Below are 13,026 nucleotides of genomic sequence, written 5' to 3'. Positions count from 1 at the left end.
ACCCAAAACCCAATGTGGAAACACAAAATCAAAACCAAAACACAACGAGCGCACGCACTCCCACAACCACCCTCACCTGCCGAGCCGCATATCTGGATCCCGGGTCAAGCCCGGGATGACAGCCGAAAAAGACAGCGGAGGCGGGTGGGCCAACGGGAGGGCTGCGCGGAAGGAGCAGAGTAAGGCCCAATGTGCTAACGAATAATGCCCCAGCACTTGAACAACCGTCATTTAAAACAGCTGCACATGACATCCGACGTGCCAATCCGTGGGGTGTGCGGGCACTAAGCCTGCGGTCAGCCCGGCAGCGGACCCGCGTTCAAACAGTCGGCGGCCGATGTAACAAGGCGGGCCGCAAGCGAGAGCAAAGTGGGGCAGAGGACAGCAACGCAGCCGTGTAGAAAGCCGAACCGCTCGGCCAAACCACCACCGTCATGCCGGACAAGGCGAGCGCAGCGAGACGCAGATCCGGTATCCAGCGCAAAACCAACAAGCACCTGCGGTGCCGGGATGACCGACGAGAGACGGGGCGGAAGCGGAGGCAAAATAGGAGGAAGCCACGCCGACCAAGGGGAGTGGCTTCCAAGATCTGAACAGAGCGTCATTTAAAACAACTGCACATGACAGCCGTCGCGCGATCAGGGACGACGGGCAAGCAGAAGGAAAGCACGCCCCCGTCGGCGCAGGCCCGGACAAGAGTAAAGTCAGCAAACGCTCAGCCAGCAAAAGCTCTGCCCCATCCAACCGCCGCCCTCACCTGCCGAACCACACACAACTGGATCCCGGGTCAAGCCCGGGATGACAGCAGAGAAAGACGGAAGTGGGGTGACCGCGATGACCTACGTTAGAGACGATGTGAAGTCGTGGGGAGGTCCGCTCAAGGGTGGCGAGTAGGCGAAGGCCATGACAAACAGGTATCCGATCACCTCACAACCGTCATGCCGGACAAGGTGAGCAAAGCGAGACGCTGATCCGGTATCCAGCGCAAAAAAAGCAACCGAAGCATGGGGAAAGCGAGGCCGTTGGCGCCCGCGACGAGGTACAAACGGCATGACTGCCCAAAAAGTAGCTGGCAAGCGGAGGGCCAGAACGCGATCCAAAGCCACCGGGTTTCGATCGGCATTGGCTTCGGCCCAAGGCAACAGGGGCAAAAAGGCCGCCGGACCCAAAAGACAACAGGAACAAATAGCCACGGGGTCAAACAGGAACAGTCTTCCAGACCTGACGCCGCCTATTGTGTTGCCAGCCACTGACGAGCCTGGCGCTGTGCCTCTGAAATTTCGGCAGCGCTCATTAAATCAGAGATTTCACGGCGGTGATGCGTTGCTTCCCGGCACCCCTTGAGAGCGGCGATATTGAACCACTTGTGAGCGGCAACCAGATCCATGGCACCACCAGAACCGGATGCGGCCCGCAACCCACGATGCAAATAACCTTCTGGAACGTCCTGCCCCTCAGAACAAACCAATTGTAAAGTGCGCTCTACTCGAAAGGCCATACCCCCTCCTTACAAAACAAGTAAACACACCAAACTAAGTAAAATATAATCCTAAATTCATTGATAATTGACTTGGTTACTACATAATTACAATAATTATAGGCACAAATAACAAATAAATACTTCATAGAAATAAATATCATATCAGTAATTAGAGATCCCTCCCTCTTGGAGAACCTGGGGTTGGGCCCTAGACCATAGACGCAGTTTACGCATTTCCCCTAGTGCGCCGCCGGTTCCGCGCCTAAACTCGCAGTATATCCAAGCTTTCATCAAGACATCTGGGAGGGTACGACATGATGAAATCCATGGCATTGGGGCTGGCCGTTATTGCAGGCTTGAGCCTTTCAGCACCATCAGCTTTCGCAGCGGACGCAAAGGGCACCTGGCAGCGCTCTAATGGAACTGCCCGTATTCAGATCGCTGATTGTGGCAGCGCACTCTGCGGAAATCTCGTGTGGCTGAAAACACCGCGCAAGGATACCGAAAATCCAGACCCGGCACTGCGGACACGCAACCTGGTAGGGTCTCAAACCATTTTGGGCATGAAGCCTTCTGGCGATGATACCTGGAAGGGCAAGGTCTACAACGCAGAGGATGGCCGGACCTATTCCGGCAAAATGAAGCTGACTTCCGCGAATGAACTCAAGCTTGAAGGCTGCGTGTTGGGCGGCCTTATCTGCAAAGGTGAAACGTGGTCACGCATAAAGTAAGTTTACGTTTACACTAAAACGCTCTAAATAGACCGCCGTGATAAAGAGTATCTCCCCCGATATCCTTGGGGGAGATAGCCAAATAACAAGAACAAATCACGGTGTACTTATGTTTATCAAACATGCGCTTTATTCTGCCCTTGCTCTGCTTGTCGGCATGGGCACTACGGCAAGCGCCTCTCAAATCCAAGGACCATGGTTGACCGGGGACGGCGCTATCGTGCAAATCCGCCCTTGCAGCAATGGACTTTGCGGCAAGCTGGTTGACTTCCCCCCACCTCCCGGTGAGGTGAAAGAAGAAATTACCGACCGGAACAATGAAGACAAATCCAAGCGGGACCGAAAGGTGCTTGGCATCAACGTGATCTGGGGCATGTCGCCGGTAAATGAAACGAAATGGGCAGGCATGGTCTACGATCCCAAGCGCGGCCTTTCCGCCAAGGCGACACTGGAACTTCTGGAGAACGGCAAACTCAAGCTGACCGGATGCAAAAAGGTTGTCGTGGACGTGTGCAAATCGGAAGACTGGATCAGATCGGCCAGCAAGTGAGCGCAGGCGGCCGGGCGCAGAACCCGGTCGCAGGCTTGTCATCGGCTCTTTCAGAGCATGAGCTTGAAGCCAAGATGGCTCTGCTCAAACCCCTCCCGCAGGTAAAACCGATGAGCATCTACCCTCTGCGCATTGCTGGTGAGCTGTACCATGCAGCACCCCTTTTCTGCGGCGGTTTGCTTTGCATGCGCAATCATCGCGCGTCCAATCCCCTTGCCGCGCTGATCCGCCCGTGTGTGCATGCTCTCCACAGTCGCACGCGGCCGCCCCTGAAAGGCCAGCCCTTTTTCAAGGGTAAGCTGGTATGTGGAAAGCACTGTACCCTGACTGTCGACCGCCACAAAGATATCGGCCTCAGGCGCCTTTTCAATCTCTTTGAAAGCCGCCGCATAAACGGTCATGTCGTCCGTCTCAAGGGATGCACGCGCCCCCACTGCTGCAGCGTTCATGAGAGCAACGATTTGCGGGAGATCATCTCCGGTTGCGACGCGGATGGTGAAGGCAGGACCTGACATATGCTATTCCGGAACAGTGAGCGGGTGCTATTGGCACAACGCATTTGTGGGCTCGATACGATACGCGGCCCAGTTTGTAACACGGTGGCCGGTCGGCAACCACAAATGCGGCCACGCCACCTTGAAGTATCCAGAGCTAAGGACCTCAGGCGCTGTTAGTTCCATTGCGGCTGTGAACCGCTCGTCTTTTGCAGCCTGCGCCAAGGAACGCAGCTGCTGCCCATCCCCCTGCTCCCAAACAACGAAACAGGAGGCTCTGCCCGGCGTTGTCGGACGGAACTCGCGGATTACAAGACGCGCCTCGGGAAAGGCCGCTCTGAGGTTGCCGCCAAGGTATGAATCAAGGGCAATGAGAGTACCCTCAGCCACCGATTGGTCCCATTCCAGCAGCTTTTTCGCAAGCGCCGGATAAGGCTTTGCAACGCGGCATTTGGAGCCGCAAATTGTCCGATCAGGCGCAATGAAGTCTGGAAGGCGGATAAGGAATACAAGGCTGATGACAGCGGCAATGACAGCCATGAACCACCACAGCCGCTTTTCCGAATAGCCTCGAAACTCAACCAATGCGAACGCATAGATCGGCAGAAGCAGCAAGATCGGGTGCATGTGCCGCTCCTTGATGTAGGTGGCACCCGAAAGCAGCACACCCAAACCCGTTATGACTATGGCAACAAAGATATACCGGCCAATTAGCTGCGCGAGCGGAGAAAGGCTCCTGTTGCCTTCCACTCGTTCTCTTGTAGCCAGGCCGCCTGTCAGAAAGAACAGCGCCCAAAGCACAAGAAAAGGCATCGAGAAGCCAAGAAGACTGACGCTCAGCCTTCCCACTCCTTGAGCCGCACGGAGTAAATGGCTTTGCTGCTCGCCAACGACCATGACGTTGAGGCTATTGGACAGAAGGGATTGCTTGGCTTCAAACGTCCAAAGCAAGTACGGCGCATAAACAACAGCACCAACCAGGATGGCAAGCGGCAGCAGGTCCCAAGGCAAACGCTCCCGCCATGGGCGCAGTGAGACAACAGCAAATGCCAGCGCAACGGGAACCAACCAGAATGAATGCTTGGAAAGCATGCCAAGCCCTAAGACAACACCGAGAAGCGCGGCGCGCCACAAACCTGGCGCTTCTACAAGCCGGATAAAGCAGAGGAACGTTGCGCACACCGTTGCCATAAGAACAGCCGTGTGCGTCACCCCCTCATGGAGGTTGAAACCAACTTGGTAAAACAGAACCAGAGAGAACGTGGAGACGGCGGCCAGTGCTGAATCGCGAAGCGCGCGGCGTGCCAGAGCATAGAAGAACACGCCGGCGAGACAGACAAGACCGTACTTCAAGATCTGGAAACTCCAGATCGTCGGGCCGACAAGCTGCTGGATGAGATAGAGAAGCCATTCATACAGCGGCGGCTGCCGCAGCATGTACCCGGCATGCAGCTCCTGAACCAAAACGTTCTCGAACATGTCATCGATGCCGATGACGGGCGACGCGGCGGCGCGAAACAAGAGATTCAGCCCGCAATATCCGATAATCAAGGCAATCACGACTTGAGGACGCTGCAGCGCGCCATGAAAGCCGGTCAATTGCTCCTGACCTGCCTGTACCTGTTGAGACATGAAAAAGCCCGCGTTTGACAATCTGATCAAACGCGGGCTCTCGGTATTTATCTATCCTCTAGATCTAAGAGATTGCATGATCTCGAAAACCCAGTTGGCGCAGTTCGTCCCCAAGTCGCTGGTTTGGGTGCAAGACAAGGCCAAGGATTGAGGCACCGCGGGTTGAGATTGGCTTGGAGGTAACCCAAACAATCAGCGGAGCCAAAAGAACCGGCAGCGCAACTGGCAAGGACCAGCACAACGTCTCGATGGAAATGGAATAGCCAAATGCCAGCGCAAGCAGTGCAAACCCCGGCATCCATGAAGTTGCCCGCACACTCTCCCAGAGTGTCAAGGTGCCTTCCCCACGGTGCGCGGTAGACCAGCCACTGTCCCGGCCAATAAGGATCTCAAGGATGCCACGGCACTGGAACATCATCAGGATTGGCGCCAGCGCAATCGCCGCGAGCACTTCGAAGAAGTACCCCAGCATGACCGCAAGCCCTGACACGGCCCCCCGGCGGTATCCGGAGACATTGGCAACAGCAATCAGAATTTTCGGCAGGAACAGCAAGGCGACAATCATGCCCAGCAAGAACCAAAGATCCAGATCATTGACGGAAAGATAGAGGCGCAATGTACGTTCATAAACCGAAGTCGTGCCCAAGGAGACAAGGCTCAGGATAAGGAACAGACACCACAAGCCCGACGCCAGATAAGCCGTGATCCCAAGAGTGATGTTCACGCGGCTCCACAAGGTCAGCCCGTTTGCAAACAGAAGACGGGCGTGCTGCAAGTTGCCCTGGCACCAACGCCGGTCTCGCGCAGCAAACCCGAGCAGGTTGGCGGGCATTTCTTCATAGGAGCCTTCGAGCTCTGCGTCGCAACGCACCTGCCACCCTCTTCGGGCCAGCAGCGCAGCTTCCACCGTATCATGGGAGAGGATATGACCGGACAGCGGCCCCTCACCTTTCAGAACGGGCAAGCCACAGGACTGTGCGAAGGCACGGGTGCGGATGATCGCATTGTGCCCCCAGAACGGCCCACAGGTTCCCTGCAACACGGTCAAGCCGCGAGCAAAGGTGCGCCCATAAAGCCCTGTGGCGAAAGCAACGATTCGCGCGAAAACGGAACTGGCACCAATCACGATCGGCACAGTCTGGAGCAGGCCAAGGTCCCTCTCCTGCGCCATGGCCTTCACCATGCGCATCATGCATTGCGCCGTCATCAGACTGTCCGCATCAAGCACAAGCATGGTTTCATAGGCACCGCCACACCGGGTGACGAACTCCTTGATATTACCAGCCTTCCGACCTTCATTGGACACCCGGTTGCGATAGTAAACCGGAATGCCCGGATCCTGCGCAAGCTTGATGTGGCATTGACGCTCTTCGGCAACCAGCGTTTCGCAGCGTGTGTCCGACAAGACGTGAAAATCGAACTGGGTCAGGCACCCTGCCGCCATCAGATCATCACGCATGATGCGAATGCGGTTGAAGACTTCAGGCGCATTCTCATTGTAGATCGGAACAAGGATTGCGGTCTTGAAGGTCGGCATGGGGATGCCGTCCAGCGACGCACCAATGTCTGGTGGCTGGCGCCAGAACACACCCAGCAATGCCGTAACTGCACCCCAGCCGAGCCAGAACACACTGAAGAACACAAGAACCACGCGGCTCCAGTCGATATTGGAGATCGCGCGCGGACCCAAACTTGAATGAAAGAGCACTGCCGCTGCTGTTCCGAGAGCCAAAGCGCCCAGTACAACAATCATGCGCGGCAGAAATGCTTGACGGTTCCGCTCAGAACCGCTCATAGGCAAGAATCCTTCTGTCGGTTCAGCCGAAACGCGATGCGCAAGGTGTTTGCGAACCACTCAAGAACGGCAGGACGCAGCGGAGAAAGATCTTGCACAGGCATTGGCAACGGCGCAATTGGCCCCATCAGGGCGACAGTTTCAGTAGCAACAGATTTCATGTCAGACGGATAGCTAAGTTGGGAGGTCATGAACGGCCCCATTGATAGGCATAGGTTTCGGAAAGAACCTTGTCTTCAGATGCCAGATGCAAGGATAGCTCTGTAACAGCATCAGTAGACGGACGACGAATGTCGGCTGTAATGCGCAGACGCCCAGTGTCTGCGACAGGTTCGATAAGGATGAGTTCGGCTTTGCCGCCATGAACATCGAGCACGGGCTCAATGTCTTTAGCGGAGGCAAGCGCCACTCCTTCAAACTCAACTACAAACTTCCGCATGAGCGGATCATCGTCAGCCGCCGCATTGCCAGCACGTCCCATGCGGGAGCTATATACGCGTGCCATGTCATCGGCTTTTTGCGGCAGGTCTCCCCAGAGCAGCCTGTAAGACAGCTCCAGTTCATCGCCCGCTTTCACAGGCGCCTCCGGCTGCCAGAAAGCAACCGTGTTATCGTTGATTTCCTTGTCGGACGGCAGCTCAACCAGAACAACCGATCCCCGTCCCCAATCACCCGTTGGCTCCACATAAGCACTTGGGCGCAGCTCATAGCGAGCCTCAAGATCCTGATAGTTCTCGAACCGGCGATCACGCTGCATCAGGCCGAAACCCTTTGGCGTTTCCATGGAGAAAAAAGAGGTCTGAATATGCTTGGGGTTGGCAAGCGGACGCCAGATTTCCTGGCCATGACTTGCATGGATGAACAGACCATCGCTGTCATGCACTTCCGGACGATAGTCATCGAAGCCGAAAGAATCGCCCTCACCAAACAAGTACATGCTGGTTAGCGGCGCAATGCCGAAACGCTCGGTGTCCTTGACCACAAACAAGCGCGCACGTACATCCATCAAAGTGGCATCGCCGGGCACGATCTTGAACTCATAGGCGCCAAAAACGCTGTCGCTTTCCATCTCCGCATAGACGGTAAGCGGCTCGCCAGCAACCGCAGGCGGCGCAACGTAGAACGCAGTAAACCGCGGAAACTCTTCCGCATCACCCGTGACGGTGTTGACTGCCAAACCGCGTGCAGAAAGGCCATAACGGCTTCCCTTGCCCAGAGCACGAAAGTAACTTGCCCCAAGAAAGGCGACCAGCTCGTCCTTGTATTCCTTGGAGTTCAAAGGATAGTGCAGCCGAAACCCGGCAATGCCCGGCAACCTGCTCTCTTCCTTTGGATGCTCCGGAACCCCTGCGCCATAGATGAAATCATCTTCGGTAAAGGTCAGCGCAGTCAGTTTTTCACCCTCCGCCTCATAAAGGCGAAGCGGTTCATTGAAAAGCCATCCCGGATGGAAGGCTTGAAGCTCATAGTTATGCGCAGCGCCAGACCACAGAGCATTCTCCGGGTTGAAGCGGATTGCCCGATGCTGGTCATAACTCAGCCGGCTCAACCATTCTGGAATGGCTGGCGCATCTTCCGCAGCACCTTTGCCTGCGGCCTTGTCCTTCATCTTCTTAGTCAGCCAGTCGAAGCTGAAGGAAACTGATTCCAGCCCTTCTGCTTCAACAGCCCATGCAGTATTGGGGTGTATAGGTCCGGCCCCGACAGTAAGCAGCGCAGCGACACCTGCGCTCCCCAAAAGAAAATCGCGTCGATTCATTTGCAGCAAATTGCCCTTTTGCCTTATCTTCACCCGAAAAACTGGATAATACTCTTGATGTATAGTCGTTGCAGCAAACAGACCTGCGGACAATGCCCTCAGTAGTGACTTGTGCTCACTTCTGCTTGAACGCGCGAGAACTGCAACCGATACGCAAGACGCCGGGAAGACCAAAAAAAAGAACTGCTCCCGACCTAGGGAGCAGCTCTATACATGAACTGAGAATATATTGGGGCTCAATCTAGGCCAATTTTGGCTTTCAACATATCAGACACAGCTTGTGGGTTAGCTTTGCCCTTAGAGGCCTTCATCACTTGGCCCACAAACCAGCCGAGCATCCCCGGCTTTTCCTTAGCCTGCTCAGCCTTGTCCTGATTTGCTGCAAGAATCTCATCCACAATCGTCTCGATTGCGCCAAGGTCGGTCACCTGCTTCATGCCGCGCTCTTCAACGATCACAGCTGGGTCGCCGCCCTCGCTCCATACGATCTCGAAGAGGTCCTTTGCGATCTTGCCAGAGATGGTACCGCCCTTGATGAGATCAACAATGCCTCCAAGCTGTGCAGCAGAAACCGGAGAGGTCTCAAGCTCAAGACCTTCCTTGTTAAGGCGGCCGAACAACTCGTTGATCACCCAGTTGGCAGCCAACTTGGCGTCACGCCCCTTGGCAACTTCTTCGAAGAAGTCAGCGGAAGATTTCTCAGCAATGAGAATGTCGGCATCGTACGATGTCAGACCGTATTCGGCGATGAAACGAGCCTTCTTGTCGTCTGGCAGTTCGACCAGATGCTGAGCAAGATCATCAACATAGGCCTGCGTGAATTCCAGCGGCAGCAGATCCGGGTCCGGGAAGTAGCGGTAATCGTGCGCCTCTTCCTTGGAACGCATGGAACGGGTTTCGCCCTTCACCGCATCGAACAGACGGGTTTCCTGATCGATCTGACCGCCATCTTCCAGAATGCCGATCTGACGGCGTGCTTCATACTCGATCGCCTGACCCACGAAACGGATGGAGTTGACGTTCTTGATTTCGCAGCGTGTGCCGAACTCACCACCCGGACGGCGTACGGAAACGTTTACGTCCGCACGCATGGAGCCCTGGTCCATGTTGCCATCACAAGTGCCGAGATAGCGAAGAATGGTGCGCAGCTTGGTCAGGTAGGCCTTCGCCTCATCCGCAGAGCGGATGTCTGGCTTAGACACGATTTCCATCAGCGCAACACCAGAGCGGTTCAGGTCCACAAAGGACATGGTTGGGTGCTGGTCGTGCAAGGACTTGCCCGCGTCCTGCTCAAGGTGCAGACGCTCAACGCCCACTTCCACTTTCTCGCCGTCCTTCATGTCGAGGTAGATGATGCCCTCGCCCACGATTGGCTGCTTGAACTGAGAGATCTGGTAGCCCTGCGGCAGATCTGGATAGAAGTAGTTCTTGCGGTCAAAAACAGACTTCAAGTTGATTTCGGCCTTGAGGCCCAGGCCAGTGCGGATCGCCTGACGCACACACTCCTCGTTGATCACCGGCAGCATGCCTGGCATGGCCGCGTCAACGAGGCTCACATTCGCATTAGGATCATTGCCAAAGCTGGTGGAAGCGCCCGAGAAAAGCTTGGCCTCAGAGGTCACCTGCGCGTGGACCTCCATACCGATCACGATTTCCCAGTCGCCCGTTGCGCCCTTGATAAACTTCTTCGGGTCCGGCGTCCGTGTATCGACAATCGTCATGCGATCATTTTCCTGTCTTTTGCGTTGAAGCGGCCTTCCGGAGGGCCCCGTAGCGTAAACGGGAGAAGGCAGCCGCATGTAAACTCAATTGGCTTGGGTAGTCCGTTCTTTTCAAAGAGGCAAGAACAAAGCCTGCTGTTTTTTTGAACAAGGCAGGTTTATCGCCTAAAAACTGGCCCCGCGCTGTCTGGACCGACAAAGCGATTACGGGAAAGCTGCTAGCTGCGCGCCCAGCGCACGTAGATCGTGCGAACGATGAATGCAGCCAGCGCACCGCCAATCATGCGGAACGGAAACAGAGCCAGCGCGCCGCTCTCATGTGCTGGGAGAAACGGCATGCCAACAAGGCGCAGCAATGCCTCCAAAAACAAACTGACCGCTGCCGCAGCAAACCCAGCGATCAGATATTTACCAGCTTGATCACAGCCCCGCCCCATGAGGGCGCCAATCACAAGCGCAAGCGGGTTCAACAATCCCGCAAAGCCAATCAATACTGTCCAGCTGTCTGTCATGATCCCCGCCTCACCTGCGCTCAACACCTAGGTGTTTTCACTAGGCGGTTAGATAAGCACTCTCAAGTGTTTTTCGACCAGACCGGTGTTTTTTACGTTTTCGGCATGGTGTTGCCCAAATGTGCTAGCGCAGTGTTGGGGAGCCTTTTAAAGACAGAACCACCAAATCGTTGGAGTTTTTATGTCTTACAGCTTTGAGGCCCGGTAAAGCCCTGTCGGCTTACTGAAGAGACCAGACAGGGCCCGCACGAATATAACCGCTCACCCGTACCGCTCTTTTGTGGATGGGAACGAGCAAACGTGCCCACATAAAACTTCAAGAATTCAATGGACATTTCAAAAGCTGAACAGCGCATCATGCATGTGCTGGCGCAGGGCGGTCATATCTGCCTTGAAAAAGACGAGCGCGGTAAAATCATCGAGGTGAACTGCGTAACACGAGATGGATGGTTCATGAGCGGCATGAACCTTCTCCTGTTCCGCAAACTCAAAGCGAAACGCCTCATCAAAAGTCAGGGCGGCAAGCCCTACCGCGCAACCCGGCTGGGCCTGACACGCGTACGGGCCGAACTGGACAACCGATGAGTGATGGTGCCCCTGGTCACGACTGACCGGGGGCAACCTCAACCAACGCCGCAGAAAGCACCGGTTACTTAAAGAATAAAATTTCACGAAACTTGAACCTCTAGCCACCTTCCATGCAAGACGGTCGCTGATTTACGTTAGAAATAACTAATTTTCAAATTACCTGAAATATAGAATTGTTTTAAAGAAATATAATCTGCCCTCTATATTAATTTTTCGCAGTAAAAGATATCTAGGTACGTAAAACCACCCTCAACCCTACCCCGGTGAACTGCTAGTGATATGCAACTGTAAATAGTTTATCCGGGAGGAGGTTGTAATGTCTGGACAGCGGTCCCTTTTTGGCCTTGGCAACACGCAAACCATTGATGAGCCGAAGTCTGCAAACGGTTCGACTGATGCCAAAACACTCAATGAAATCCGCGCTCTTCTGGCCTCGCTGCGCGATTCCAGGCCATTGGAAGAAGGGCTCACCATCCCTGAGGATATCGTTGAGCTGGCGGCAGACATACAGCGCAAGATTGACCATTGGGATACGCAGACGCTGGAGCGCACCGTTGATTACTCCATCAACGCCAGTGAAGCCATGGCCTACACCGCAGAACTCAGTACGCATGTGCGGGCGACCGACGGCTGGGCGCAGACCATGTCTACCGGTGTTGAGGAGATGGAAAGCTCCATCAACCTGATCGCCGAAAACGCCAAGGCAACCGCTGACACCATTTCTGACGCCAACAACGCGCTGCGGGACTGCGAAACGGTGACCCATGCGACGCTGGAATCAAATCGGGAAATTGGTGTTTCTTTCGAGCGCATGCAGGAAGCCGGCGAGCGGCTGGCTGAAGCGGCCGACAAGATCTCAAGCTTTGTGAACACCATCGACGGCCTTTCCAAGCAGACCAATCTTCTGGCTCTCAATGCCACCATTGAAGCGGCGCGGGCCGGTGAAGCGGGCAAAGGCTTCTCAGTGGTGGCATCTGAAGTGAAAAACCTTTCCGGCCAGACCCAAAAGGCGACCGATGACATCAGGGCGCTTATCGACGACCTTTTGCAAAACCTCAACGAAGTCAACTCTACCGTGGAAAGTGTGGGCGGTCTGGTGGAAGGAAGCCTGCAACGCTCTGAAGAGGCCGCGCAACACATTACCCAAGTGCGCACCAGCGCCGGAGAGATTGACACGCAGGCCCGGCAAAACGCTGAACTGCTAGAACAGCAAAGTCAGGCCAATCATGAAATCGCCAAGGGCGTTGTGGAAGTAGCCCATCACTCGGCAAAGGCCAGCACGGCCATCGAGAATGTGATCCGCAGTGTTTCAGGATCAGAGAAGATCGTTGCCCAGCAATTCGACGAACTTAAGCAACGCAGTATTCCCGGCTTCGTGCTCCTCAAGGCCAAGGCGGACCATATCCTATGGAAGAAGCACCTTGCCGAGATCATGGCGGGCCTGAGCCAGAAGACCTCAGCGCAAATGAGCAACTACCACGAATGTGGCTTGGGAAAATGGTATGACAACATCACCAGCCCTGCCCTGATTGCGATGCCTGCCTTCCAGAACCTGCTTCCAGCCCACGAAGAGGTGCATGATCAGGGTAAACGCTGCGCTGACCTGTTTCATGGCGGCGACCGCAATGGCGCGCTTGAGGCTTATACCCGCATGAGCGAGGCTTCTGAGAGAGTGCTTGCCTGTATCGATGAGCTGATCAGGAGCTAACGGGAGAAATGGTATCAAAAAGCGCGGCAGGTTTTTGCCGCGCTTTTTGTTTAACT

General features: G+C 55.2%; 12 protein-coding genes. 4 read left to right on the top strand and 8 right to left on the bottom strand.

Features of this window, described 5'->3' with window-relative positions; genetic code table 11:
• Positions 1 to 1,231: 1,231 nt before the first annotated feature.
• A complete protein-coding gene (locus tag PUV47_RS12435; protein WP_274218877.1) occupies positions 1,232 to 1,498 on the bottom strand; it encodes a hypothetical protein in 267 nt (88 codons plus the stop codon).
• 296 nt (positions 1,499 to 1,794) lie between these two features.
• Between PUV47_RS12435 and PUV47_RS12430 the strand changes: the two genes are divergently transcribed.
• Both PUV47_RS12430 and PUV47_RS12425 read left to right on the top strand, forming a co-directional pair.
• Positions 1,795 to 2,211 carry a DUF2147 domain-containing protein gene (locus tag PUV47_RS12430; RefSeq protein WP_337994502.1) on the top strand — a complete coding sequence of 139 codons (417 nt, stop codon included), beginning with the start codon at positions 1,795 to 1,797 and terminating at the stop codon, positions 2,209 to 2,211.
• 109 nt (positions 2,212 to 2,320) lie between these two features.
• Positions 2,321 to 2,761, top strand: a complete 441-nt coding sequence (locus PUV47_RS12425; RefSeq protein ID WP_274218876.1) for a DUF2147 domain-containing protein — start codon at positions 2,321 to 2,323, stop codon at positions 2,759 to 2,761.
• Between the two features lie 50 nt (positions 2,762 to 2,811).
• Here the strand turns inward: PUV47_RS12425 and PUV47_RS12420 are convergent, their stop codons facing one another.
• The 7 genes from PUV47_RS12420 to PUV47_RS12390 all read right to left on the bottom strand — a co-directional run bounded on the left by PUV47_RS12420 (position 2,812) and on the right by PUV47_RS12390 (position 10,674).
• Positions 2,812 to 3,276 carry a GNAT family N-acetyltransferase gene (locus PUV47_RS12420; RefSeq protein WP_274218875.1) on the bottom strand — a complete coding sequence of 155 codons (465 nt, stop codon included), beginning with the start codon at positions 3,274 to 3,276 and terminating at the stop codon, positions 2,812 to 2,814.
• A gap of 27 nt (positions 3,277 to 3,303) precedes the next feature.
• Entirely contained in the window at positions 3,304 to 4,887 is a 1,584-nt protein-coding gene (locus PUV47_RS12415; RefSeq protein ID WP_274218874.1) for an ArnT family glycosyltransferase, read from the bottom strand.
• A 64-nt stretch (positions 4,888 to 4,951) separates the two neighbouring features.
• Positions 4,952 to 6,682 (bottom strand): glucans biosynthesis glucosyltransferase MdoH, encoded by a 1,731-nt coding sequence (gene mdoH, locus PUV47_RS12410; protein ID WP_274218873.1) that lies wholly within the window; start codon positions 6,680 to 6,682, stop codon positions 4,952 to 4,954.
• Positions 6,679 to 6,873 carry a hypothetical protein gene (locus PUV47_RS12405; protein ID WP_274218872.1) on the bottom strand — a complete coding sequence of 65 codons (195 nt, stop codon included), beginning with the start codon at positions 6,871 to 6,873 and terminating at the stop codon, positions 6,679 to 6,681. Before PUV47_RS12405 ends, mdoH begins: the two co-directional genes overlap by 4 nt.
• Entirely contained in the window at positions 6,870 to 8,441 is a 1,572-nt protein-coding gene (locus PUV47_RS12400) for a glucan biosynthesis protein (RefSeq protein ID WP_274218871.1), read from the bottom strand. The genes PUV47_RS12405 and PUV47_RS12400 overlap by 4 nt, the downstream gene beginning before the upstream one ends.
• A 236-nt stretch (positions 8,442 to 8,677) precedes the next feature.
• A complete protein-coding gene (gatB, locus tag PUV47_RS12395) occupies positions 8,678 to 10,162 on the bottom strand; it encodes an Asp-tRNA(Asn)/Glu-tRNA(Gln) amidotransferase subunit GatB (protein ID WP_274218870.1) in 1,485 nt (494 codons plus the stop codon).
• Between the two features lie 218 nt (positions 10,163 to 10,380).
• The gene (locus PUV47_RS12390; RefSeq protein WP_274218869.1) at positions 10,381 to 10,674 is read right to left on the bottom strand and encodes a phosphatidylglycerophosphatase; all 294 of its coding nucleotides are present in this window, start codon (positions 10,672 to 10,674) and stop codon (positions 10,381 to 10,383) included.
• Between the two features lie 327 nt (positions 10,675 to 11,001).
• Between PUV47_RS12390 and PUV47_RS12385 the strand changes: the two genes are divergently transcribed.
• A complete protein-coding gene (locus tag PUV47_RS12385) occupies positions 11,002 to 11,259 on the top strand; it encodes a YjhX family toxin (protein WP_274218868.1) in 258 nt (85 codons plus the stop codon).
• Between the two features lie 319 nt (positions 11,260 to 11,578).
• Positions 11,579 to 12,970 (top strand): methyl-accepting chemotaxis protein, encoded by a 1,392-nt coding sequence (locus tag PUV47_RS12380; RefSeq protein WP_274218867.1) that lies wholly within the window; start codon positions 11,579 to 11,581, stop codon positions 12,968 to 12,970.
• Positions 12,971 to 13,026 lie beyond the last annotated feature (56 nt).

This window comes from Pseudovibrio exalbescens, from assembly GCF_028737195.1.
GTDB lineage: Bacteria > Pseudomonadota > Alphaproteobacteria > Rhizobiales > Stappiaceae > Pseudovibrio > Pseudovibrio zosterae.
The sequence above is the reverse complement of the archived record's forward strand: the minus strand, read 5'-3'. Positions and strand labels throughout refer to the sequence as shown.